The organism is Haladaptatus sp. CMAA 1909 (genome assembly GCF_043952005.1).
In the GTDB taxonomy this organism is placed as follows: Archaea; Halobacteriota; Halobacteria; order Halobacteriales; family Haladaptataceae; genus Haladaptatus.
In genome coordinates, this window is record NZ_JBIOAV010000003.1 from 284955 (window position 1) to 308233 (window position 23279).

Below are 23279 nucleotides of genomic sequence, written 5' to 3' on the forward strand. Positions count from 1 at the left end.
CGAAATTGCATCGCACGATAACCATCTAGGGGGATTCCCCCACTGCCACTACAACCAATGACATCGACCGAATCCGACGAACTTCCCGTACAGTACGCGGACATCGAACGTGCCCGTGAACGACTCGACGACGACTCCGTCGTCAAGGAGACTCCAATCGAGCGGAGTTCGTCGTTGGACGAGTTCGTCGGCGGAGAGGTGTACCTCAAGATGGAACACCTCCAGTGGACGGGGTCGTTCAAAACGCGCGGCGCGTACAACAAGATACGGCAGGACGTCGACCGCGGCGTGGACGAGTTCGTCGCTGCGAGTGCCGGAAACCACGCGCAGGGAGTCGCGCTCGCCGCCACCAAGTGCGGGGCCGACTCGACCATTTACATGCCCGAGAACGCTCCGCAGACGAAGGTCGATGCGACGCGGGAGTACGGTGCGACCGTCGAACTCGTCGGAAAGGACTTCCAAGAGACCATGACGCACGCGAAGTCGACGGTCGAGGAATCCGACGCCGAGTTCGTCCACGCCTACGACGATACCGACATCATCGCCGGGCAGGGGACGCTCGGCATCGAGATGTACCACGACCGTCCTCACGCCGACACCGTCGTCGTCCCGATCGGCGGCGGCGGACTCATCAGCGGGATTTCGACGGCCATTAAGCATCTCTCCCCGGAAACTCGCGTGGTCGGCGTCCAGGCGACCGGTGCCGAGACGGTCCACGAAAGTCTGGACAAGGGGATGCCGGTGACGCTCGATGAGGTGAACACCATCGCCGACGGCATCGCGACCGGGGGAATCTCCCGAACGACACTGCGTATCATCCAGCAGAACGTCGACGAAGTGGTGACGGTTACGGACACCGAAATCGCTCGCGCGATCCTCCTTCTGTTGGAGCGGGCGAAACAGGTCGTCGAGGGTGCGGGTGCCGCGGCCGTGGCCGCGATTCTCAGCGACGAACTCGACATCACCGACGAGACGGTGATGCCGTTGCTCTGTGGGGGGAATCTCGATATGACGAGACTACAAACGGTGTTGGTTCACGCGTTGACGGAACGCCAACAGCTCCTCCGACTCCGCGTTCGTATCGACGACCGACCCGGGAAGATGGAAGCCATCTCCGGAGTCATCGCGGACGAGGGTGCGAACATCCGAGACGTCCGCCACGACCGGTCCGTCGACGATCTGGAGATCGGCGAGGCGTATCTCGTGTTTCGGGTCGAGGCCAGCGGCGCGGGGCACGCGGCGTCGATAATCGACGCCCTCGAAGCGGCCGACTACTCCGTCGAAAACATCACGAAGACGATATAGTTTCTCTCCATCGTTCACCGGTCGTTCGACCTTCATCCGACCGTTCATCACGCGGGGAAACATATTTACCGACGGGTTGCGGAGCAACGATCGTACGATCGGTCATGTACGATACCATACTGATTCCCTACGACGGGAGCGACGAAGCGAAGAACGGTGCCAAACACGGAATCGAACTCGCGGCCGCGCTCGGGTCGTCCGTCCACGCGCTCTACGTCATCGATCTCCCGGGAGTTCCTCGTGCGCCCGCGCTCCGCGACGACGAAGAACAACTTCGACGGGAGTACGAGGAGTACGGAGAGAAGATCATGGCCGAAATCAGCGCCGTCGCCGCGCAACATGGCGTCGACTGTTCGGCCGAAATTCGGAGCGGGTCCGTAAGCGACCGGATAGTGGAGTACGCTGACAGGGAAGATATCGACGCCATCGTGATGGGATCTGCCTATCGAGGGAAACTCGGCAACCTCTTGGGAGGAACGACGGACAAAGTCGTTCGCAGCGCCACGGTGCCCGTAATCACGAAACGAATGAATGCCGACGAACTGTGACGACCCGGTAACGTTGGTTTCGCATCGATCGCAACGCGCGACCGATGGGTCGCGTTCGAGTTCGATACCGTTACGATTCCGTAAGCATCGTCTCCCTGAGGTAAATCACGATGCTCGCGCTCAGAAAGCTCACACCGGCCACCCGCAAGCTGCCGTTCGTCATTGCCGCGAGCGCGATGACGAACAGAAGTACACTGAGGGCGGCCGCTGCCGTCGCCGGTACGTTCATCGTATCATCAGTATGTCGAGAGAGTAATAAAACGTTGATGTACGGTTTTCGATGATTCTTCGACACTCGCATTTTATTTCATATTTGTATCCAGAACTGATACATTGTCTATTCCAAGACGTTCGAACGAACTCACCGACCGCGTTCGACTCCTCGGACGAATCGGTCCCCATCGGCGACGGGACGGAAGGGAAACACAACGTTTCATCGAAATTAAAACTCCTGCCAGTGCCGAAATTCAGCCGCTCCATACCGAGCAAGCCCGAACCGGTGTCCTCGATACCGTTCGTGTCACTCGAATCGCCGGTACGAATAACGTGGCCGATGAACGGCGTCGAAAATTTGTGCCGAAGTTTTATTATAATTCGTTCAGACTAATGGGGTGAGGCAGTATAACATACTGCATCCCAACGGAAGACCCGAATCGATAGCGGGGCTATTAACAACCCTCGTTGGACGACTACTAGGGCGCGAGATGCGGTGGACGAAACCCGCGTCGAAACGGCACGAGAGACCGAACGAGTGAACCAACCCATGACGTAGAACGAGATTCATGATACACAATGGACAATCCCGGTTACGTACGACGGTGGTAACGTATGGCGGAAAATGAAGAAAGCGCGGACGAGATGTCGAGTGGACTTCAGGTGGACCTCTTCCACCCTGAATCCGACCGCGAGCCCGGTGACACGAATATCAAGGGATACGGGTTTGATGTTCACCCGGTAGTATTTCCTGTCGCACTCGGCATTATCGTACTATTCGTCGCGGCAACTATCCTCTTAGGCAATCAGGCCGAATCAGCTTATAACTGGTTGTTCAATACCATTAACAGCACCTTCGGCTGGTTTTACATCCTAGCAGTGAACATCTTCATCGTCACCATTTTGTACTTCGCGTTCAGCAAGTACGGCAACATTAGAATTGGCGGGGTTGAAGCGGAAAAGGAGTTCAGCGACTTCTCATGGATGGCCATGCTGTTCAGCGCCGGTATGGGAATCGGCCTCATGTTCTTCAGCGTCACCGAACCGCTCGGTTACTTCCAAAGTGTTCCGGGCTTTTTCGGTGATGTCCAGTCGGGAACGGGTAAAGCCGGTGCAGTCGCATTGGCCCAGACGTTCTTCCATTGGGGGTTTTCACCCTGGGCGATCTATGGGCTGGTCGGACTTGGACTGGCTTTTTTCTCGTTCAACCGTGGGCTGCCGCTCACGTTCCGGTCGATTTTCTGGCCCCTGCTCGGCGACCGAATCTACGGATGGCCGGGCCACATCATCGACCTCGTGACGGTGTTCGCCACACTATTTGGGTTGGCCACTTCGCTCGGCCTCGGGGTTGCACAGGTAAACACTGGTCTCGCGTACGTGGGCGGTGATGCCGTCCTCGGGATGGTCGACGTTCCGGTCGGAACGGGTCCACAAGTCCTCCTGATCGTCGGCATCACCCTCGTTGCCACCGCGTCGGTGGCCGCCGGTCTCGACAGCGGCGTCAAACGGCTGAGCACGCTCAATCTCTATCTCATGTTCATAATGCTTGGATTCTTGCTCGTCGCTGGACCGACCCTGTTCATCGCGGGTTCGTTGGTCGAGGCGGTCGGTACCTACGCAAACAACTTCCTCGGGTTGACCTTCTTTACCGGAACGCTCGGAGATGGCGGGGGTACTATCGGCACAACCGTCTTCTACTGGGGCTGGTGGATCGCGTGGTCGCCGTTCGTCGGGATGTTCATCGCGCGCATTTCGAAGGGTCGGACCGTCAGGGAATTCGTGATCGGTGTGCTGGTGCTGCCAGCGTTGTTCTCATTCATCTGGTTGTCCACGTTCGGAGGGGCAGGTATTTTCCTCGAACTCGGAGCACAAGGTACCGGTCCCGTCATCTCGGCGATGAACGGGCCGCACGGTAGTACCATCCCGATGTTTGCAATGTTGAACCAGTTCCCTCTCGGTGCTATCTCGGGGATACTGGCGACGTTACTCGTGATAACGTTTTTCGTAACGTCCTCGGATTCGGGCTCACTAGTTGTCGACCACTTGACCTCGGGCGGCAAACACGACGTCCCGAAGGTTCAGCGGATCTTCTGGGCACTCACCGAGGGTGGTGTCGCAGCGCTCTTGCTGTGGGGTGGCGGCCTCGGCGCATTGCAAACGGCAGCGATCACTACCGGTCTTCCATTCGCGGTTATCCTCTTACTGATGTGCTACACGGTCTACCTCGGACTCCAGAACGAGTACGAAATCCTGGAATCCGAGCAGTTCGCCGAGCGCGTTCAGGAAATGGACTTGGATGACGACGTCGGCGTCACGAGGAGTGACGGAACCGTGACCGACATCAAAGGGGGTGCTGATGCCGAGGGCACCGACTGAGCCCACCGTATCGACCGTCGTGTTTCACGATCCCCGACCTGCGGTCGGAGTAGTAACTCGACCTGATGATTTGTGACACAAGTATACCATTTTATTGGAGCTGACGGATTATTGACTGTATGCCGGAGTACCGGACGGAGCGTATCGCGATATCAGTCCGATGTCGAGGCTCACTCGTCGTCCTCGCCGTCCGAAATCGTCGCGGCGATGAGGTTCCGCATCCCGCGCCGCAGTCTCCCGCTCATCGCCGTCGACGACACCCCCAGTTCGTCGGCGACATCGCTGAGCGAGATATCGCGCGGTTCCTTGAAATATCCCCGGTCGTATGCGGTCCGTAGTGCGGCCCGCTGTTCGTCGGTCAGTCCGTAGGACATCTCGGTCCCCGCGTTGTCGTTGTTGTATATCTCGATGATGTCGAGGCTGATGTCGTTCTCGTTTGCGAAGGTCCAGACGCTGGCGAGAGCTTTTCTACTGGGAAGAAGTAACTCAACTAACCAGCCGTTTCCCTTCGTCTCCGTGTCGACCAGGAACCCGTTCACGTCCGTCACCACCGTACTGATGAGTTTCGTCGTTGGCGTGTGCTCGATGTAGTAGATGCCGGTCCTGTCCGTCCAATCGATGAGTTCGTACTCGTTTACCGTCGGATCGTCGTCCAACATCGCTTCGAGTTTTTCGCGGTCGTCGTATTCTATCAGAAACGGGAAAACGGTCGCACCCGGATTGGTGTTCCCCTGCGGGATAACCCGAATCCGTATGTCGTCGAGATTCCGTAACGTGGGAACGAGGGAAAGCCGTTCGTGTTTGATGTGGGATTTAACTACGATTGGCATATCCGTACTACTCGTTCTCTATACGTCGTATCGCCACGTTCGGCAGTCGTTGTCTTCCAGCGTCGATTCCTCGGGTCATATCGTCCGTTTCGAGTATATACTCCCACGTACACAATAGTGTTTACATATACGGATACGTAGCCCGTGTAGAAATTTAATCAACCTGTAGTAATTATTTCTTTTCCATTCGCGAACGTTACTATCGTTATTATTGTTACGCGGGAATCATCTCCTCGGCTCGTTCGTCTTCAGCCATATCCCGATGAAAAATTGGCGATAGAACTCCTAGCTGACAATCGATGATATTAGACACATCAGTTTCCGTCCATCGTTCACGCTGAAACGTGTCCATCGACATCGCACGAACGCTTTCCGGGTGGGTATATAAATATGTGGATAGTTTATGACACACCTATTTCCCCCCATAGAGGATGGTTGAAACCAGACAGGGCCATGGGAATGAGTAACACGTTCGGGTGGTTCTCCGGTGTACTTGACCAGTACGAATCGGGGCGTGCGGAGATACGGCGCGTCGAAGCGATCCGTCCCGACGATTCGGAATCGAACAGGGAGTTACGCGCCTCCGTCGATATCGCCGTTCCGATGTGTGCACCTTTGACGGACGAATCGGACGGTGATTCCTCATCGAGCGGCGTGACGATTCGGGAGGACGGTGGATTGCAGGTCGACTTACCGCCATCCGTCCTTCCCACGATGAATCGAATCGACGACGATCGAATCCTCGTCGAAAAACGGGAGAATGCACGCATCGAGAACGGAACGATTCTGGTGACGACCCTCATCACTCTCTCCTCCGACGACGCGTCGGAACGAACTCGGGCCGAGGAGAACGACGCGACGCATCGACTCGACGAGAGCGTCGAGGACACGGCGATGTCGTCCGATCACGGAACGGGGGAAAGCGACGACCGTTCGTCCGTTGTCGGCGACGAATCGGAGCACGGCCCCTCGATCAGCACGGCACGAAACGACGATTTGCCGCCGTACGAGGACGTCGAGTATCTCCAGCGAATCTACGACACGTGCGAGACCTTCGTGGAAATGGCGGCGGTGATCGAGATGGACGTCTCGGCCGAAACCGTCCGTCGCTACATGACCGAGGCGGACGTCCACGAACCGACCTCCTATAACACCGTGTCGAGCTCCGACGCCGAAACAGTCGAATCGTCGGAGCGGAGCGAGGCTACTTCGACGTCGGAGGAAAACGACGTTCGAAACTCCGAGAACGATTCCGAACCGACCCCTGCAGATCGGAAGCCGAAACGGCGACCGGACGGGACGGATTCCGATTCCGACGATCCCGTGGACGGTATCAAAAATCAACAACTCATCGCCGACGGTATCGGACTCCCGAACGACGTGACGATCGACCAGTTGGCCGACGCGGTCGAGTCTTCGATAACGGTACACGAGGTGAAACAGGAGCTGAACATCGAACGCGATGACGCTCGACGACTGTTGGAACGACTGAACCTGTTGGACCTCGTCCTCACCCGGGTATGGAGGGAGAACGGTCGCAGGGTGTCGCGGGACAAAATCGTGGATCGGATCCGCCTGAGCGTCACGAAGGATTCATGATCTCGGATAGCAACTCCTCTCATCTTCCGATAATACTGAGAATTCTTATAGTATCCGATCGCGCATAAGATCTGCTCTCAAGAACGGAAACTGCCCTCACGAAGTCGAGAGGTTCGTTGAATTCGGATTTCGGTGACCCGTTCCGTATGAAAAATCGCTCGGTGAGCGGCCACCCCATTCATCGTATTCCGGGGAAACGGCGGTATATCCCCACAAACCGGGTTCAGGATTTTCCATCGGAAAACGGCCGAAATGGTCGAAATACTCGCACGAATGAGTGACACTCCAAATTAACAAAATCATCTCATTATCGATCGACTGCCGAATGGACGGCACACTACTACAGTCACGTTCGGCCGAGCTCACACGTTTCGAAGTCGTAGAACGACAGGTATCCTGTTCGGTCGTTCGAGTCCGTCGCTTCGCGGCGGTTCACGGGGTAGTGCGGGTCAGAACCGCGTCGTTTTCACGTCATCGTCGGTTCCGTAGACGACTTCGTCCACCATGTTCACGAACAACCCGTGTTCCTGCGCGCCGGGAATCCGGGCCAATCGTTCCGCGCGCTCCTCCGGGTCCTCGATGTCGCCGAAATCGCAGTCGACGATGAGGTTCCCGTTCGCGGTGAACAGCGGTCCATCCTTTTTCTCCGCGTAGCGGAGCGTCGGGTCGCCTCCTTGGTCCCGAATCCACTCCCTTACGACGGTGCGGGATTCGGGCAGTATCGACAGCGGGATGGGATACGACAACGGCGTCGACGTCTTGTTCTCGTCCGTGGCGATGACCAGTTTCTCGGCCATCGAGTCGATGAGTTTCTCGCGGGCGTGGGAGGCACCGCCGCCCTTGACGACGTGCGGGTTCTCGGGGTCCCACTGGTCAGCGCCGTCGATGGCGACGTCGAGTTCCGTCACCTCGTCCACGTTGATGAGCGGAATTCCGGCCTCCTTCGCGAGTTCGTGCGATTGAAGCGAAGTCGCGACCCCGCGGACGTTCTGTAACGTCCCCTCGTCTATCTTCCAGCCGATTTTGGCGATGGCCCACGCCGTCGTACTTCCCGTCCCGAGTCCGACGTCCATCCCGTCTTCGACTACCTCCGCGGCCTCCATGCCGCCGCGGCGGCGCATGTCCATCAGTACGTCCTCTGCCGAACTCTTGATTCGCCGCGGCGATGGGATGACCCGGATGTTCTCGCGGATTTCGTCCTCATCGAGGTTCAGATCGCGGTTTGCGAGTTCGTCTTTGGCCTCTTCGACCGTCTCGTCTTCCGTTTCCGCCCACACGCTGATGTCCTGTCCCTGCTGGTGGTAGCTGAACTGTTTCGCCATGGGTTCTCACTCGTCCTCCAGGCGGTCTTTCGGTCGAACCGTGTCCATGTTTTCCTCGTCTTCCGCGAGATGGTCTCGGGAGACGTTGTCTACGCGTCCGGTGACGCGTTCTTCGAGGATGTCTTCTGACTCCCCGAACGGGTGCGTCCCGAACCCGTGCCGCATGGCGGCGATGGACTTGTAGGCGTGCTGTTGGTTTCCTCGCGATTTGAACAACTCGATGACCGACTGGCTGATGACCGGAATCGGCGTCTCTCCCTTGAACGCCTCCTGAACCAGCCAGTTCACCTCGCCCGTGTCCTCGACGTAGTTCGGCACGTCCTCGTAGTTGTCCTTCGCGAGTTGGTCGCGCATGAGCTCGACCAGCCAGCTTTCGATGACGGCGCCGTTGTTCCAGTTGGTGAACACGTCCTCCAAATCGACGTCGAAGTCACCCGCCTCCAGTAGTTCGACGCCTTCGGCGATGGACTGGAGCATCCCGAACTCGATGCCGTTGTGCACGAGTTTCACGAAGTGACCGCTTCCGGGAGGCCCGACGTGGAGGAGTCCGCCCTCGACAGAGAGAGTGTCGAGGATCGGCTCTGCGATTTCGTACCCTTCCTCCTTGCCGCCGACCATGAAACAGGCCCCCTCGCTCGCCCTCGGCGGGCCGCCGCTGGTTCCGGTGTCGAGGTAGTAGATTCCGTCCTCCCACGCACGTTCCTCCCGGCGCATCGAATCGCGCCAGAAGGAGTTGCCGCCGTCCATCACCACGTCCCCTTCGTCCAAGTGGTCCGTGAGGCTATCGAGTTCCTCGTCGATCAGGTCCCCTGCGGGCAGCGACATGTAGATGATTCGCGGCGGGTCGAGTCGATTCGTCAACTCCTCGTAATCACCGCTGTCGAGTACCGTTACCCCCTTGTCCGCCAGCTCGGGACGGTCGGTGGTATCACAACCGACGATGTCGATGTCCTTTTCGGTCGCTTGTTTCGCCAAGTTCCCTCCGATCGAACCGAGTCCAATTATCCCAAGTTCCATGTTTACGATCAATCCGCGTCGTTCGTTCACTCGACCGAGATAACGGCACGAAAACGACAAACTCTGCTAGTGGCGATACATCCGTCGTTTCGAGAAAAAAGCACGGCATCGAGAGACTAAATCATTCTGGCTGCGTATCACGACGCGCGGTGGCGGCATGGGGATAGCGCTTTCATTCACCGCACGCAACCAAGCGGTATGAGCAACGATACGGACGGCATCCTCCACCGACTCAAACGACCCCTCCTCTACATTATGGGCGTCCTCTATGTCCTCGCAGGCGTGATGCATTTCGTCGCACCGAAGGTGTACGCTCGAATCGTTCCGCCGCAGTTCCCTCGTCCGGTCTTCCTCGTCTACCTCTCCGGAATCGCGGAAATCGCTCTCGGCATCGGCGTGCTTATCCGGCGGACGCGCCGTCAGTCCGCGTGGGGTCTCATCGCGTTGTTGCTCGCCGTTTTCCCGGCGAACGTCCACATGGCGAGGCGTGGGATGATTCCCGATGGGGTCCCCGATTGGGCCAGCGGTGTCGCCCGAATCGCCCTCTGGGTGCGTCTCCCGTTTCAAGGTGTCCTCATGCTCTGGGCGTGGTGGTACACGCGTGTGACGCCCGAAAACGTCGAGTGACGGCAGCCGTTCGTTGCTGTGTACGAATCGGACGGGCTTCCGGGGGACGGCCCCGAATTCGGTCTCGATCAAGGACCGCTCGCTAACGGGTGATTACGTTTCCGTCAAATACCCGACGCTGGGGGTCAAGTGCCGCTGTAGTGGGCAGAGAGTTCTCCGAACCGTATTTCAGTATCCGCATTCTCGGGTAATTTGAATGAAATGAGTATCGAATATATCTGGTTCGGTAACTACATCCAAAACAATAGTAAAAATATCCTCTTGTAGAATAATAAAAAATTATTAAATAGGGGAATAAATTAAATCCCAATAAATAGATGAGAAAACTATAGAGTACCTGTCAGTTTCTCCTTCACGAATAACTGTCCTCGAGTGCCTATCGACCAGTCCGTCCCGCCCCTGTGAGTTAGTCGAGAAGAACACATTTTCACGAGCGACGTTACAGCGACATCTGGACGGATTTTCGGAGCGAGGATGGGTGAGAAAAAAGGGAAAACGGTATCGAATCACGACATGTGGTGAGTGGGTACTCGAAAAATACGATGAGTTGAACGGCCAAATGGAAACTATAGAAAAGATATCCGGTATAATACGACATATCGAAGACATTCCGGTCGAACCGGAGCTTTCGATGTTTGAAGATGCGAAGTTGGTGACCGAAACGGATAGTCAACCACACCGGGCACTCAACTATTATATTAACGAACTCTCGTCGTGTTCGACGACGGAATTTCATGGATTTTGTCCGGTTGTCAGTCCGATATATAATGATGTACACGGACCAGTCGTCGAAGAGTGTGACACCCCAGAACTGATCCTTCCTACCAAGACGTACGAATCGTTGAGAAAGGACCCTCACTTGGATGGAAAAAGTACGGAAATTTCACTCTTCACGTATTCGGAGTATCTGAATTTTGGTTTATCACTGTTAGAAAACGGGTTTTCTTGGGCGGGTATGAACGCGGCCAACTGTCCGACTGCCTATCGAGCGACAGTCCTGAACTCGTCAATTGGGCTCACGAGCTGTTCGAATATTTCAAAGCTAAATCTGACCGAGTCAATTAGCTGCCTCCGATATATAAAAAATATGATGATATATGTGACTCACTAAGTGAAACAATTTCACTTCGAGAGATAATCACAGATACTAATATAATTTACTAAACTCTATTGTAATACTTGAGGTTCAAATTGACGAAAAGACCTGACGACGTCGACGAACAGATCAAAGAAATCAATGACGCTGTCGACGATGGCAGTGGCTGTGCAGAAACGTGGGAGACTCTCAGCGGTCTTCGCAACGGAGACGGAGTCCAACGACGTGGGTTCATCAAGATGGGTGCCGCAAGCGTTTCGCTCGCGATGTTGGGAACGACTCCCGCCCTCGCGTCCACCCCCGATGAGGAGCCGAGCTACGACGAACTGAACGGGACAGCGGTTCGGCGTGTTCTCGCAAAGTTCCAACAGGCAGACGAATTCAAACAGCTCCGCAAGCGTGCACACGAGCGTGGAGGGGAACTCAAATTGGATTCGACGCTCGTCGGACGGGTCGAGAATGAGAAAAACCTCGAAATCGTCTCCGTTCCTATCGAGACGGCCGAGTCCGACCGGGGCTATCTCACGATGGGACGAATCGTCGAAGCCGGACAGATATCCATCGCCGAACTCGAATACATCAACGATACGAACGAACGGGTCCCGAAAGACGCAACGAAAATCGACGCGACGGAGGGATACGGGGTAAGCACATACGGAGGAACTCCGCCCAAATCCGTCGATGCCATCTCCGTCCAGAGCGATGAGATCTCGACCCAAGATTTCGACCTCGGTTGCTGGGGTTGTAAAAAGTGCTTCGAACTCATCTGCCAGATCGGATGCGGAGCATCCACCACGTTCATCGTGGGATCCTCTCGGGTGCCGGTTACATCGCCGGTGGTGCTTGCTTTGCCTTCACTCAAATCGCCTGTAGAATCATCGCTGACAAAGGATGTGGTGGCCAGTTCGATTACGAAGACCTTTGTTCGGATTCCTGTCTGAACCTCTGTTAACAACTACCGCACCGCGACCCTATACTCACCTCCTTTATAGCTGGACCTAAATAAAATCTATTAAATAATCACCGAGGAAAATATTTATGGCGGTGTCTGGGATACAGATATACATGTCTTCCAACCAATTCAACCTTAAACTCGTCGCCTTCAACGGGATATCAGCTGCACTCACCGGTGTAATAATGTATTTACTTACGTCAAGTGAAACCACGAATTGGACGCTCGTCGCTGGTGGGTTCGTTGGGGCTTCAGTAGTCCTCTTTGCTATTGGATATGCCCTCGACCAACGTCCGCTTTCCCTTACCGGTGGATGGCTCGGAAGCGCGATGGGTGCCGGTTATGTCGTACTATTCCAACCGATACAATCCGGTGACGCGACGACGTTCATCTCGGCGGCCGTCGGGATGATCGTACTCGCTCCAATTTATCAGCGATTCTTTGAAGCGGGTGAGGGAATGTCCGGTGACAATTAGTCACCATGTCTAACGTCGTTCGAATCGCATCGGTAGAACTCAAACGGAGTTGGCGTCAGTTCACGACCGATCGGCGTCAGCTGTTGTACGCTGCACTGTCACTCTGTGCACTGCTTCCAGTCGTCGGAGCGATCTTCGTTTTGGCGGACGAATACGCGTACCTACTGCACGCCTATCTAATTCGGGTGGATAGCAGTTTTCTCAGCCAGCAATTGTTCGTACTGATGTCCATTCTCGCGTTCATAGTTTTTTTACGAACGATACAGTCGCTTGGGTCCCCGTCAGCTCCGGATCTCCTCTTGACGACCGTCCCTCCGGAGAGTATCGTTCTTGGTATCCTCGTCGCCGAGTGTATTCGCGTCACTCTGGCCGTCGGAACCCCTCTCGTAGTCGGCTCGGCTCTTATCGCCTTGGAAACCAGTACGTATAGCATCATACCTTTGTCGGCATCTATCGTCCCGATCGTCGTCTGTTTCGCCGTGGTCGTCGGATATACCGTCGGAATGTTCTGGAAAGCCGTGACAATTCGCGTGTTCAGCCTCGAAAGACGGAGGCGGGTATTCCGAATCGCGGGCGTGGTCGCCGTTTTCGTCGCGATAACGTCCATAACATCGATTCTCGAATGGATCGGTGACACCGTAGCGGTGTTCGCTTCGCTCTCCCCCCTCGCGGCCCTCGTCAACATCATCATGCTTCCAACGTCACTGGGGACCGACCCGACTCTCGGGACGTTCGCCTTGGCCGCCACGACACTCCTCGTAATCCCCATACTGAGTAGACTCTCGATTCTTCTCGCAACGCTCGTCTGGTTTACCGACGACTCCCGGTCTTCGGTGGGTGCCTCCCGCAAACCATTCGAGCATACAGTCGCTCGTTTGAATATCAAACCAGCGAAGACAAATCGCCAGCGAGTTGCTGTCACCCAATGGAAACGCGGTCAGCGAAATCCTCACCGATTTTCACATATTCTCTACTCCGGTTTCGTAGTCCTCCCAGCCCTGCTTCCGGAAGGTAGCGGTGGATCACTACAGGGGTTACTGCTTATTTTACCTTCCATCCTCGTCGTTTATATTGCGTGGATAACCGGGGCGTTGTTCACGCTCAATCCGATCGGTGATGAAGGCTCGGTGTTAGCTACGTTGCTTACGAGCCCCATCGAGAGAGCGGTAATCGTCGACGGAAAGATGTTGGCCGGGTTAGCTGGCGGCATTCCGCTAGTAGTTGTACTCGTCGGAGGAACCGGTTTTCTGGGCCCACTGACTATCCGGCAAACTGCACTTCATATCTGCATCGGCTTGGTACTATCGTTATACGCAACTGCTGTCGCCGTCGGACTGGGAGCATTCTCCCCGCAGTTTCTGGAATCACAAGTACTGACGGGTAGAACGGTAATTCTTCCCAGTACGACCACTCTGAGCGTCTATTCGATGATAGTCGTACCCAGTAGTATCCTTTTTCTCCTGTTTATTTTCATCCCTCGGGCGCTACGACTTCTGCCACCGTTTACCGGTATGACAGGTCAGTCCCTCAAACTCTACGGTTTACCCCTGTTGATCGCGTGGTTTGCCATCTCCGGGGGAACGTGCTACCGGTACGCTATCGAACGGGCTCGAACATATAGATACGATTGAGTTTCGACTTCCAGAACACGCATCGACTCCGATTCCGTCTCGTGAGCGGTTCGTGATTTTGCGACACCCGTTTGCGTGTGGAGTCCCTACCGAAGCCATGGCAGCGTCATCCCGTCGGCCGCGCGGACTCTCCGTATTGGTCGGAGCGTGGTTGCTCGTTCTCGCTGGTGCCGTCGTCATCGTCGGGTTTCAGGCGATCCGTGCGCTCTTCGCCAGTGCTGACCTTCCGGTGATGTTTCTTTTTGCAGGTGCGAGCGCGCTCGTTTTCGGCTACGTGAGCTATCGGATGAGTACCAAACGTCTCCTCGAACGCCTCGATGTGACTCCCCTCTCGGAAATCCGCGCTCCGGGGATGCAGGCGAGTATCGACCGGTTGACTCGCCGGATGGGTATCGAACGGCCGGACGTCTTCATCGCGCGCCTCGGTCAGCCCAACGCGTTCGCGCTCGGGAGTCGGACGCTCGTCGTCGACTCCTCGCTCGTTCGGCTGCTGGCTCCCGCGGAACTCGAGGGGGTTCTCGCTCACGAACTCGCCCATCTGGAGGGCTACGATGGTCTCTTCCAGACGCTGGCCATGATTCTCCTCCGGATGGTCGCTACCTTCGTCCTCGTGTTCGTTCTTCCGGCCATGGTCGTCGTTTCACTCTGTTGCCGGGGACTTTCGCTGATCGCCGGGCGACCCGTACAGGGTCCGACCAGTGTCGGGTACGGGATGCGACGTGGGTTGGTTCGGGTCGTGGTTGGCCTGTTCGTCGCACCGACGCTCGTCCTTCAAGCTTACTCTCGCCGACGTGAATACGCGGCCGACCGGCGGGCGGTGTCCGTCCTCGACGAACCACTGGCGTTCGCCCGAGCGCTCGAAAAGATTCAGCGCGCAAACGAGCCGCGCGGGCTGTTCTCGTGGTTGTTCCCGACCCGTGGCCAACGACGGGACCGAACACCGCTGGAACGAGCGTTCGCGAGCCATCCACCCACCGACGAGCGCGTGACCCGCGTTCGCGAGGCCGCAAAGTCCGCTCTGACGACTCACGAGGGGAGCCAGTGGCACCACATCGAAGTCGAATAATCCCGTTATTCTCGTCGTTCTCGAAAGTGCGATTTCGAGAGCACGTAAATGCGCACACCCTCGTCGAATCACGTCGAGTGGCGGATGAGTCGTCTGCAACGCAATTTTCCGAGACACATACTTTTTTCGGTACCACCGCACGACTGCATTCATGCATCGACTCCCAGACGCCGTCGTTGGTGACGCCTACCGCAGCGAATTCTCGTGGCGGGTGCTCGAAGACCTCGTCGACCTCGAAACGCGGATGGCCGGACAGAAAGAGGAGAAAGAAGGAGCGAAAATACTCGAAGGGTACTTCGAGGAGATCGGACTTCGGAACGTCCACCTCGACGAATTCGAGATCGACGGCTGGTGGCGCGGGTCGTCTTCGATCGTGACCGGCGGCAGCCACGACCAGCGATACGGGAAGGATTATCAGGTCATCGCGCTCCCGGGGACGCCCGCCGGAACGGGTGACGGTGAACTGGTCGATGTGGGCTACGGCCGACCCGAGGACTTCGAACGGGCCGACTGCGATGGCAACGTCGTCATGGCTTCCAGCGAGACGCCAGACGATTTCGGGCGCTGGATTCACCGGATGGAGAAGTACGTCAGCGCTGCCAACGCCGGTGCGGTGGGGTTCGTCTTCCGGAATCACATCGGCGGTTGTCTCCCGCCGACCGGTGAGGTGGGGTACGACAACCGCCCCGGTCCGATTCCGGCGGTCGGCGTTTCGAAGGAACTCGGAGCGCGTCTCACCCGTCACGCCGAGGACGGCGACCTCTCCGTGACGCTGGATGTCGACTGTCGAAACGAGCCTTCGACGTCGGTCAACGTCGTCGGCGACCTCGGACCCGACACCGACGAAATGGTCCTCCTGACGGCGCACGTGGACACGCACGATATCGCCGAGGGCGCGAACGACAACGGTGCAGGAAGCGTACTCGCGACCGAGACCGGTCGCCTCCTCGCACAAATCGAGGACGAACTCGAAACGCGGGTCCGCGTGCTCGTCTTCGGGTCGGAAGAAATCGGACTACAGGGCGCGTACCACGCGATGAACACGTACGATCTCGACACCGTCAAGTGCATCGTCAACATCGACGGCGCGGGTCGAGACCGGACCCTCTCGGTAAACGCGAACGAGTTCGACGAAGTTCTCGATGCGTTCGAAGCGGTGACGGACGAACGGTCGATTCCCCTCGTCTCCAGCAACTCCGTCTCACCCCACGGTGACCAATGGGCGTTCGTCCAAGAGGGCGTCCCCGGCGTGATGGTCTCCTCGACGAACCCCGACAAGAGCGGTCGTGGGTGGGGACATACGCACGCCGATACACTCGACAAGATCGATATCCGCGACCTTCGCGAACACGCAGTTACCATCGCAGACGCCGTCTGCACACTCGCCGAGACCGACCGTGAAGTTCCCAGTCGCTCCCGTGAAGACACGCGCGATCTGATCGACGACGGATACGAAAAGGAACTCAAACTCGGCGGTCGCTGGGCGTACTGAGTCCCTATTTTTTCTCCCGACGTATCCGTATCGGGCCCTTATTCCCGCTGAGAGAGATGGTGTTGGTGGTTTGCGTGTGCAAATATCTCAGACTGTTCCTTGAGATCATCTCTTTTAGATGTGTAGATCTCTCTCCAATCGAGTGTACGACGCGTGAACGCCTGTTGGTGAGTGACGGCTTTGGTTCAAGCAGTCCAAACGTCATGAGTGAGCTAGAATATTCACTCGGATCTGCTTTCGAACTTCGATCGGGTTGCAGACCGGTAGGTCGACGAAATCGTGCACTTCGGGCACTATAGCCGTTGCAGTCTCATCTTCGGCACACACCAATTTGATATCGCACAATAGAGTTTATAAATGTCTTAAAACGACGATTCAAGCGGTTACGGTGGCTCTACTATGCAATCCCGACCAACGAAAGGATAACACAACCACTTCCAATTACATCACTAAGCGGAAGTGGATTTGCCCCGGGGCCTCCACTCTCAACTATGCGCGAACCCTACCGGCGCGCCGTACGCGACGGAATCACCAGCGATCACGAAGGTGATCCTCGCGGTTTCGAGTCTAGCCAACCGAAATCGGCTCCGAGTGCAAATCGTGGACTGTTGTCTCTCGTCCTATACTATCTCCGCCGACCCCTCGACCCATTCACCGCTTTCGTCGCTGCGCTCGATGGCGTCCAGAACTTGCTGGACGGCGAATCCCTCTTCGAAATTCGGGTGGTACTCGCGGCCTTCATCGATGGCCGTTAGGAACTCGTAGTTCTCGTGGATGAAGGTGTGTTCCCATCCGAGAACGTGTCCCGGCGGCCACCAATTCTCGTAGTAGGGATCCGTCTCGTCGGTCACGAGCACGGTCTCGAAGCCGCGATTGTCCGCGAGGTTAACCTGGAGTTCGTTCAGTCGTTCGAGCGAGAACCGAACTGCGCCATCCGAACCATAAATCTCGATCGAGTGGTCATTCTTGTGGCCGACCGCGAAACGGGACGCTTCGAACGTTCCCATCGAACCGTTCTCGAACTCCACTTGTGCACTGTAGGCGTCGTCCACGTCGACCTTACGGGATTCGTCTGACCCGGGTACCGGTCTCTCGTCGACGAACGTGTGCAAATGACCGTTGACACGGGCGAACTCACCGACCTGGTCACCGACGAGGAATCGGGTGAGATCGATGGTATGTGCTCCTAAATCGCCCAGTGAACCACTTCCCGCCAATTCCTTGGAGTTACGCCAACTCCAGGGTGCTTCGGGGTCGACCAGCCAATCTTGAAGATATCGTCCGCGAACCTGATTGACCTCGCCTAACTCTCCACTCTCGATGAGTTTTCCGGCGTACTGGATCGCGGGAACGTATCGGTAGTTGAACGCCGTTGCTGCGATCGCATCGCTCTCGGCGGCAGCCTTCGCCATCTCTTTGGCTCCGCTAAGTGTCGGTGCGAGTGGTTTCTCGCACATCACGGGAATATCACGCTCAAGTGCTGCTATCGATGGATCTGCGTGTACCGAGTTCGGCGTCAGATTGTAGAGAATATCGATTTCATCGAGAATCTCCCGCCAGTCGGTCGCCACGTTTGCGAACCCGAGCATGTCAGCCGCCTCCTGAAGTCTGTCTTCGGTCCGGCCGACGATGACGTGCCGTTCGACATCGGGTGCGTTCGGAAAGAACATCGGCAGGGTATCGAGCGCGTTGCCGTGAGCCCTGCTCATGAATTGGTAGCCGATAAATCCGACTTTATATGTCATGTGTGTCTGTCACTCTCAATATCTCCTCGTAGGGAGATGGATAAATAACTTTGGTGTATTATCGGAGTAAGACTTCTGTCGGTTTGGCTGTTTAAACCCAGTGAGCCTCACCCGGAGTCGTTTCGAACACGGCTCGATTCAGAACCTCGACGGCCTTTTCGAGCCCCTCCCGGCCGCTCGTGAGGGAATCCTCGTGTTCGATAGAGAGCACACCATCGAAGCCGATCATCCGAAGGGTGCTAACGATCTCCTTCCAGTGTTGCTCTCCGTGGCCGTAGCCGACCGAGCGAAACAGCCATGAGCGGTCCATCTCATCCGTGTACGGCGATGTATCGAGATAGCCTTTGATCCGAGCGTTTGACTCGTAGAGGCCGGTATCCTTTGCATGGAAGTGATGGATCGCACCTTCCTCGCCGAGGTATCGGATCGCCTCGGTGACGTCGATCCCTTGCCAGTACAGATGTGATGGATCGAAATTGGCTCCGATCCGATTACCCGTCTCTTCACGCAAGCGCATCATTCCCGTCGGTTCGTAGACGAGCATGTTCGGATGCATTTCGATGGCGACGTTCACATCGTGTTCGTCGGCGAAATCGTTTATTTCCGCCCAATACGGGACCGCGACTTCCTCCCACTGGTAATCGAGTGCCTCGCCGTGCTCGTTGGGCCACGGGGCGGTGATCCAATTAGGGGTCGTGTCGTTCGAGGCACCACCCGGTAGTCCCGAGAAGGTGGTGACCGTCCCGACATCGAGTTGTGAAGCGAGCCGAATGGCATCGCGGAGCTCCTCGTCGTCGTGCGCGGCGCGGTCATCATCCGGATGGAGTGGATTGTTGTGTGTCGCCAGCGCGCTCACGTCCATCCCGTGTGCCTCCAATACGTTCTGAAGCTCCGTCCGAGCGCTGTCGTCGTCGAGATACGTTTCCTTCGGTAAGTGATCATCTCCGACAAACCCGCCGCAACCGAGTTCAACCGCGTTTACACCGATTCCATCCAAATATTCGATGGCTTCGTCGAGCGATTCACTGCCTAGGACGACGGTTAGAACACCTACCTTCATCGAAGGTATATGATCTATCATGGGTAATAATTCTTTGGTTGCTTTGCTTCTCGACGCGATCCGCTTCGTTGGACAGCGCTGAATCATCAGGAGCGGTATTTTTTGGTGGCAGGCCCCGTTAGTGACCGACTTCCACTACGAAAGATACGGGTTTGCCGGAACCACTATGCCTATTCTCTGGGTCGTGTACTATCTCGACATGGCCAAATCACGAGTACTCGTTATCGGTGAAACGACGTTTCCGTTTCATAACTTCGACGAGATCGCTCCGCTCTTCGAGAACGTCCTATCGGATCACGTCGACCTCACGCTGACAACCGATCGGGATATGTTGACGGATCTTTCGGAATACGATGTGCTCGTCGACTATCTCACGGACAGTTCCCTCACCGAAAACCAGCTCGACGGCCTCCTCTCCTTCGTCAAGGAAGGGAACGGATACGTCGGTGTTCACTGTGCATCGGACCTCACGAACGTGGCGTCGGACGACCCTGATGAGTTGCTCGACAGCCGAGAGCAACCGGTACCGGAACTCCGCGAACTCCTCGGCGGTCACTTCATCACGCACCCGGAGCAAGCGGAGTTCGCGGTTCGGATCACCGATCACGATCATCCGATCACTGCAGACGTCGAGGACTTCGTTACCTTCGATGAACCCTATCAGGTCGAATACGACGACGACGTTCGGGTTATCGCTACGATGGACCACCCGGATTTGGAGGCGTATCCGGTCGCGTGGGTGAAAACGTACGGTGAAGGGCGCGTGTTTTACCTTTCATTGGGCCACACCGATGACGTGTTCGATTCGGACCCGTTCGAAACGATCCTATCGAACGGAATCGAGTGGGCGGCATAACTATACTCGCTCTCCATCTCGTCTATCGATCCTTAATCTTCTGGAAGAAGTCCTCGAAGATGAGATCACGCTCGGTATCCGCCGCGACGCGAATCAAGTGACGGTTCCGATCGAAGCTGTATCTCGCGTCATCCGAGAGGATCGGACTCTGGGTGAGATGGGATGGGACCCATTCGGGGTTTACGAGGTACGAGATCGGTGCTAAATCCCAAATCTCCTTCGTCCAGATCGTTCGATCGTCGTAGTTCTTCCCGTACTCCGTGAAAATTTGGAGGAGATACTCGGCTAATTCTCCACCGTCCGATAGCTGTTCGTCCAACTCGGCGACGCTCGTTCGGATGTGTTCTGCCACGTTCTTGCACGGTATCTGAACCAACGGGACTCCACTGTCGAACAGGATTTGCGACGCACGAATGTCCTGTTCGAGGTTAAATTCGCTCGCCGTGTGCCACGAATGAGGGTGGCCTCCGAGCCAGACCACGACGACGCTCTCGGCGATTTCCGGAGCGCGTTCGAGAGCGGAAGCGACGTTCGTCGGTGCTCCGATCGAGACGACGTACAAGGGGTTCTCGGTACTGTGGTTTCCCGCTCGTTGGATGAGATCTTCCGTCGCGGGATTTGTAGTGGGGTTGCCTCCGGAACTCAGATACTCGGTCGCTCCACGGTACGCCAGCGACTCCGAATCGGAATGCCCGAACAGTTCGAGTAACCGAAGGATTTCGTCGTAACTCTTCTCCATCCCATCCGCCGGGTCCGCAGATCGGTGGTTGTAGAACGGTGCCGCGTACACGGCTTCAATATCCAGGGACGCCGTCAGCAGAGCGTACACGAGAGCGAACTGATCGTCTATCTCGTTGTACGTGTCCGTATCGAGAACCATCCTCACGGGACCGTTCGGTGGGGTTAGCTGGTCGATCGCGTTCGCCGAGCTACGGGATACCATGGTTCGCTGACGATTCGTGTCTTTCACACCTAAACCCGTGTCGAGCGTTCCGATTAAAGTTTTGGATGTGCGAATCCGGCGGGCTCAAGCGATCTCGACGAGGCCGTCGGAAAGCTACGAGAACTGTGGAATGACTTCGTCTCCGAAGAGCTCCATTCCCCGAGTTTCGGGGAAGTCTAGGAACATAAGCTGAAGCTTCTCGAACCCGAGGTCTCGGACTTGCTCGATTTGTTCGGCGACCTCCGCGGGCGTTCCGATCAGCATTCCACCTTTCTCACGGGCATCGTCGGCGTTCCGGAGCTGATCGTTCATATCGGATTCCTCGCCCCACGGCAGCGGGAAGATCCGATCGCTGTACTCCTGCACGGTTTCGTCATCCTCGCAAACGAGGACGTGTGCCAGCCACGAGCGTTCGACGTCGCTCGGGTCTCGCCCTTCCGCTTCGAGATACTCGTTGAACTTACGTACCTTGAATTCGATCGGCTTTCCTCGCGCTCGCGCGCTGATTTCCACGTTCCACTCGTCGGCATGCTTTGCGATAAGCCGGAGCATCTTCGGTCCGGCACCGCCGATAACGATCGGTGGATGGGGGTCCTGTACCGGTTTCGGATCGTTGTACGCCCCGTCGATCTGGAAGTGTTCTCCGTTGAACGTCGGTTCTTCCGCCGTGAACATCTCCTTTATCAGCGTAACACTCTCGTCGAGCATCTCGATCCGTGTCCCGATACCCGGAAATTCGAAGCCGTACGCGTGGTGTTCTTCCTCGTGCCAACCGGCCCCCAGTCCGAGACGAAGGCGGCCTTCCGAGAGGATATCGACGGTCGTCGCCATCTTCGCAAGCAGCGCCGGATTCCGGTACGTCACCGACCCGACGAGCGGGCCGATCTCCCCTTCGTCGGTTCGTTCTGCAATCGCGCTCAGAAGGGTCCACACCTCGTACTCCTCTTTCTTCGGTCCGAGGATGAAGTGGTCTGGAGCCCAGAAGCCGCCGAATCCTACCGCTTCAGCGGTGTCGACACCACTCATGATCTCGTCGCGATTCAGCGAATCTACTAACGGGGTATCCCGATGAACCCCGTCGCCAGCATAACACTGGACCATCCAATCGAACTGCATACTGGATCACTCGGATGGATTAGCATAATCATTTGGGTACCCCGTTCGGTGAATTCGTCCGCTGCACGGATCGGCCGTACTCAATGACAGCCGATTGATCGTGATTTATGCTATCGATCGTGGTTAACTGTGGCACCGATCCGTCCGACGAGTTTTTTTATATCATACCCGCAAAGGTTACGACTGGATTCACAATGGCAACTGGACGTTTCGACTTTTCGGATGAGACGGTAATCGTAACGGGTGGTAGTTCGGGGATCGGTCGCGCTACCGCGCTGGCGTTTGCCGATGCGGGCGCAGTCGTGATCAACGCGGATCTCCGTGAAGACCCGAAAGACCGAGGAGAGGAACAGCCGACTCACGTGCGCATACGCGAGAACGGTGGGGAGGGTATCTATCGCGAAGTGGACGTCACGGACCCCGATCAGATCGAGGCACTCGTCGCGTGTGCTCGCGAATACGGTGGCGTGGATGTGATGATCAACAACGCCGCGATAACACAACCGAAGTCCGTGAGGGAGGTGACGAAGAAAGATCTCGATCGCATCCATGCAGTCAACGTCGAGAGCGTCTTCTTCGGAACACGGTGCGCCGCGAACGACATGATCGACCGTGGGGAGCCCGGCGTCGTCCTCAATACGGCCTCGATCAGCTCTAGCTTCGCTCAGGGTGGCTCCGTTCACTACGAAGCGACGAAGGGAGCCGTCCGTATGATCACGAGAGGGACCGCCCTCGAGCTTTCGAACTACGATATCCGCGTCAACGCTGTCGCGCCGGGGCAGATCGCAACCGAGATCGCGGAGGGCTGGACCGAGCAAGCTGTAGAGGGGGCGGAGGACGACTCTCTACTCAAATCGGTTCCTCTCGGGCGTGCAGGGTCGCCTCGGGAGGTCGCCGATGCGTTCCTTTTTCTCGCTAGTGATTTGGCCTCTTACACGACCGGTGAACTCCTCTACGTGGATGGAGGTTGGCAGATCTGTTGAGTGGGTCCGGATCATCGTTCGATGGA

20 protein-coding genes are annotated in these 23279 nt (G+C 56.6%); 12 read left to right on the forward strand and 8 right to left on the reverse strand.

What is annotated here, in order from left to right; genetic code table 11:
- The first annotated feature begins 57 nt into the window (after window positions 1–57).
- Both ilvA and ACGYLY_RS23335 read left to right on the forward strand, forming a co-directional pair.
- Window positions 58–1305, forward strand: a complete 1248-nt coding sequence (gene ilvA, locus ACGYLY_RS23330) for a threonine ammonia-lyase (RefSeq protein WP_395285167.1) — start codon at window positions 58–60, stop codon at window positions 1303–1305.
- A 104-nt stretch (window positions 1306–1409) separates the two neighbouring features.
- Complete coding sequence (locus tag ACGYLY_RS23335) at window positions 1410–1853, forward strand: universal stress protein (RefSeq protein WP_395285168.1); 444 nt, start codon at window positions 1410–1412, stop codon at window positions 1851–1853.
- A gap of 70 nt (window positions 1854–1923) precedes the next feature.
- Here ACGYLY_RS23335 and ACGYLY_RS23340 read toward each other — a convergent pair whose 3' ends face one another.
- Complete coding sequence (locus ACGYLY_RS23340; RefSeq protein ID WP_395285169.1) at window positions 1924–2082, reverse strand: hypothetical protein; 159 nt, start codon at window positions 2080–2082, stop codon at window positions 1924–1926.
- A 599-nt stretch (window positions 2083–2681) separates the two neighbouring features.
- Between ACGYLY_RS23340 and ACGYLY_RS23345 the strand changes: the two genes are divergently transcribed.
- The gene (locus ACGYLY_RS23345) at window positions 2682–4442 is read left to right on the forward strand and encodes a BCCT family transporter (protein WP_395285170.1); all 1761 of its coding nucleotides are present in this window, start codon (window positions 2682–2684) and stop codon (window positions 4440–4442) included.
- Window positions 4443–4612: 170 nt separating this feature from the next.
- Here ACGYLY_RS23345 and ACGYLY_RS23350 read toward each other — a convergent pair whose 3' ends face one another.
- Window positions 4613–5272, reverse strand: a complete 660-nt coding sequence (locus tag ACGYLY_RS23350; protein ID WP_395285171.1) for a helix-turn-helix domain-containing protein — start codon at window positions 5270–5272, stop codon at window positions 4613–4615.
- A 459-nt stretch (window positions 5273–5731) separates the two neighbouring features.
- Here ACGYLY_RS23350 and ACGYLY_RS23355 point away from each other — a divergent pair, with 459 nt between their 5' ends.
- A complete protein-coding gene (locus ACGYLY_RS23355; RefSeq protein ID WP_395285172.1) occupies window positions 5732–6871 on the forward strand; it encodes a hypothetical protein in 1140 nt (379 codons plus the stop codon).
- A 449-nt stretch (window positions 6872–7320) separates the two neighbouring features.
- On the opposite strand, the gene rpiA is transcribed toward ACGYLY_RS23355, so the two are convergent.
- Window positions 7321–8193, reverse strand: coding sequence for a ribose 5-phosphate isomerase A (gene rpiA / locus ACGYLY_RS23360; protein WP_395285173.1), 873 nt, complete (start codon window positions 8191–8193; stop codon window positions 7321–7323).
- Window positions 8194–8199: 6 nt separating this feature from the next.
- Window positions 8200–9210, reverse strand: coding sequence for an NADP-dependent phosphogluconate dehydrogenase (locus ACGYLY_RS23365; protein WP_395285174.1), 1011 nt, complete (start codon window positions 9208–9210; stop codon window positions 8200–8202).
- Window positions 9211–9408: 198 nt separating this feature from the next.
- Here ACGYLY_RS23365 and ACGYLY_RS23370 point away from each other — a divergent pair, with 198 nt between their 5' ends.
- From ACGYLY_RS23370 to ACGYLY_RS23395, 6 genes are all read left to right on the forward strand, one after another.
- Window positions 9409–9837: a DoxX-like family protein gene (locus tag ACGYLY_RS23370; RefSeq protein ID WP_395285175.1), complete on the forward strand. Its 429-nt coding sequence runs from the start codon at window positions 9409–9411 to the stop codon at window positions 9835–9837.
- Window positions 9838–11028: 1191 nt separating this feature from the next.
- Window positions 11029–11874, forward strand: coding sequence for a hypothetical protein (locus ACGYLY_RS23375; protein WP_395285176.1), 846 nt, complete (start codon window positions 11029–11031; stop codon window positions 11872–11874).
- 124 nt (window positions 11875–11998) lie between these two features.
- The gene (locus tag ACGYLY_RS23380; RefSeq protein WP_395285177.1) at window positions 11999–12361 is read left to right on the forward strand and encodes a hypothetical protein; all 363 of its coding nucleotides are present in this window, start codon (window positions 11999–12001) and stop codon (window positions 12359–12361) included.
- Between the two features lie 224 nt (window positions 12362–12585).
- Entirely contained in the window at window positions 12586–13992 is a 1407-nt protein-coding gene (locus ACGYLY_RS23385; protein WP_395285178.1) for a hypothetical protein, read from the forward strand.
- A gap of 97 nt (window positions 13993–14089) precedes the next feature.
- Entirely contained in the window at window positions 14090–15058 is a 969-nt protein-coding gene (locus ACGYLY_RS23390) for a M48 family metallopeptidase (protein WP_395285179.1), read from the forward strand.
- Between the two features lie 151 nt (window positions 15059–15209).
- Entirely contained in the window at window positions 15210–16550 is a 1341-nt protein-coding gene (locus ACGYLY_RS23395) for a M28 family peptidase (protein WP_395285180.1), read from the forward strand.
- Window positions 16551–17170: 620 nt separating this feature from the next.
- Here the strand turns inward: ACGYLY_RS23395 and ACGYLY_RS23400 are convergent.
- Window positions 17171–18295, reverse strand: a complete 1125-nt coding sequence (locus ACGYLY_RS23400) for a Gfo/Idh/MocA family protein (RefSeq protein WP_395285181.1) — start codon at window positions 18293–18295, stop codon at window positions 17171–17173.
- 91 nt (window positions 18296–18386) lie between these two features.
- Window positions 18387–19355, reverse strand: a complete 969-nt coding sequence (locus ACGYLY_RS23405; RefSeq protein ID WP_395285182.1) for a sugar phosphate isomerase/epimerase family protein — start codon at window positions 19353–19355, stop codon at window positions 18387–18389.
- A 199-nt stretch (window positions 19356–19554) separates the two neighbouring features.
- Between ACGYLY_RS23405 and ACGYLY_RS23410 the strand changes: the two genes are divergently transcribed.
- Window positions 19555–20211: a ThuA domain-containing protein gene (locus ACGYLY_RS23410; protein ID WP_395285183.1), complete on the forward strand. Its 657-nt coding sequence runs from the start codon at window positions 19555–19557 to the stop codon at window positions 20209–20211.
- Between the two features lie 22 nt (window positions 20212–20233).
- Here ACGYLY_RS23410 and ACGYLY_RS23415 read toward each other — a convergent pair whose 3' ends face one another.
- Together ACGYLY_RS23415 and ACGYLY_RS23420 are read right to left on the reverse strand one after the other, a co-directional pair.
- The gene (locus ACGYLY_RS23415; RefSeq protein WP_395285184.1) at window positions 20234–21154 is read right to left on the reverse strand and encodes a nucleoside hydrolase; all 921 of its coding nucleotides are present in this window, start codon (window positions 21152–21154) and stop codon (window positions 20234–20236) included.
- Window positions 21155–21268: 114 nt separating this feature from the next.
- On the reverse strand, window positions 21269–22270 hold the full coding sequence (locus ACGYLY_RS23420; protein WP_395285185.1) for an LLM class flavin-dependent oxidoreductase: 1002 nt from the start codon (window positions 22268–22270) through the stop codon (window positions 21269–21271).
- Between the two features lie 194 nt (window positions 22271–22464).
- Here ACGYLY_RS23420 and ACGYLY_RS23425 point away from each other — a divergent pair, with 194 nt between their 5' ends.
- Complete coding sequence (locus ACGYLY_RS23425) at window positions 22465–23253, forward strand: SDR family NAD(P)-dependent oxidoreductase (RefSeq protein WP_395285405.1); 789 nt, start codon at window positions 22465–22467, stop codon at window positions 23251–23253.
- Window positions 23254–23279 lie beyond the last annotated feature (26 nt).

Bases quoted from the DNA above. Each gene is read 5' to 3' on its own strand.
- ilvA (WP_395285167.1), top strand. From the start codon at position 58: ATGACATCGACCGAATCCGACGAACTTCCCGTACAGTACGCGGACATC.
- ACGYLY_RS23335 (WP_395285168.1), top strand. From the start codon at position 1,410: ATGTACGATACCATACTGATTCCCTACGACGGGAGCGACGAAGCGAAG.
- ACGYLY_RS23340 (WP_395285169.1), bottom strand. From the start codon at position 2,082: ATGAACGTACCGGCGACGGCAGCGGCCGCCCTCAGTGTACTTCTGTTC.
- ACGYLY_RS23345 (WP_395285170.1), top strand. From the start codon at position 2,682: ATGGCGGAAAATGAAGAAAGCGCGGACGAGATGTCGAGTGGACTTCAG.
- ACGYLY_RS23350 (WP_395285171.1), bottom strand. From the start codon at position 5,272: ATGCCAATCGTAGTTAAATCCCACATCAAACACGAACGGCTTTCCCTC.
- ACGYLY_RS23355 (WP_395285172.1), top strand. From the start codon at position 5,732: ATGAGTAACACGTTCGGGTGGTTCTCCGGTGTACTTGACCAGTACGAA.
- rpiA (WP_395285173.1), bottom strand. From the start codon at position 8,193: ATGGCGAAACAGTTCAGCTACCACCAGCAGGGACAGGACATCAGCGTG.
- ACGYLY_RS23365 (WP_395285174.1), bottom strand. From the start codon at position 9,210: ATGGAACTTGGGATAATTGGACTCGGTTCGATCGGAGGGAACTTGGCG.
- ACGYLY_RS23370 (WP_395285175.1), top strand. From the start codon at position 9,409: ATGAGCAACGATACGGACGGCATCCTCCACCGACTCAAACGACCCCTC.
- ACGYLY_RS23380 (WP_395285177.1), top strand. From the start codon at position 11,999: ATGTCTTCCAACCAATTCAACCTTAAACTCGTCGCCTTCAACGGGATA.
- ACGYLY_RS23385 (WP_395285178.1), top strand. From the start codon at position 12,586: ATGTCCATTCTCGCGTTCATAGTTTTTTTACGAACGATACAGTCGCTT.
- ACGYLY_RS23390 (WP_395285179.1), top strand. From the start codon at position 14,090: ATGGCAGCGTCATCCCGTCGGCCGCGCGGACTCTCCGTATTGGTCGGA.
- ACGYLY_RS23395 (WP_395285180.1), top strand. From the start codon at position 15,210: ATGCATCGACTCCCAGACGCCGTCGTTGGTGACGCCTACCGCAGCGAA.
- ACGYLY_RS23400 (WP_395285181.1), bottom strand. From the start codon at position 18,295: ATGACATATAAAGTCGGATTTATCGGCTACCAATTCATGAGCAGGGCT.
- ACGYLY_RS23405 (WP_395285182.1), bottom strand. From the start codon at position 19,355: ATGAAGGTAGGTGTTCTAACCGTCGTCCTAGGCAGTGAATCGCTCGAC.
- ACGYLY_RS23410 (WP_395285183.1), top strand. From the start codon at position 19,555: ATGGCCAAATCACGAGTACTCGTTATCGGTGAAACGACGTTTCCGTTT.
- ACGYLY_RS23415 (WP_395285184.1), bottom strand. From the start codon at position 21,154: ATGGTATCCCGTAGCTCGGCGAACGCGATCGACCAGCTAACCCCACCG.
- ACGYLY_RS23420 (WP_395285185.1), bottom strand. From the start codon at position 22,270: ATGCAGTTCGATTGGATGGTCCAGTGTTATGCTGGCGACGGGGTTCAT.
- ACGYLY_RS23425 (WP_395285405.1), top strand. From the start codon at position 22,465: ATGGCAACTGGACGTTTCGACTTTTCGGATGAGACGGTAATCGTAACG.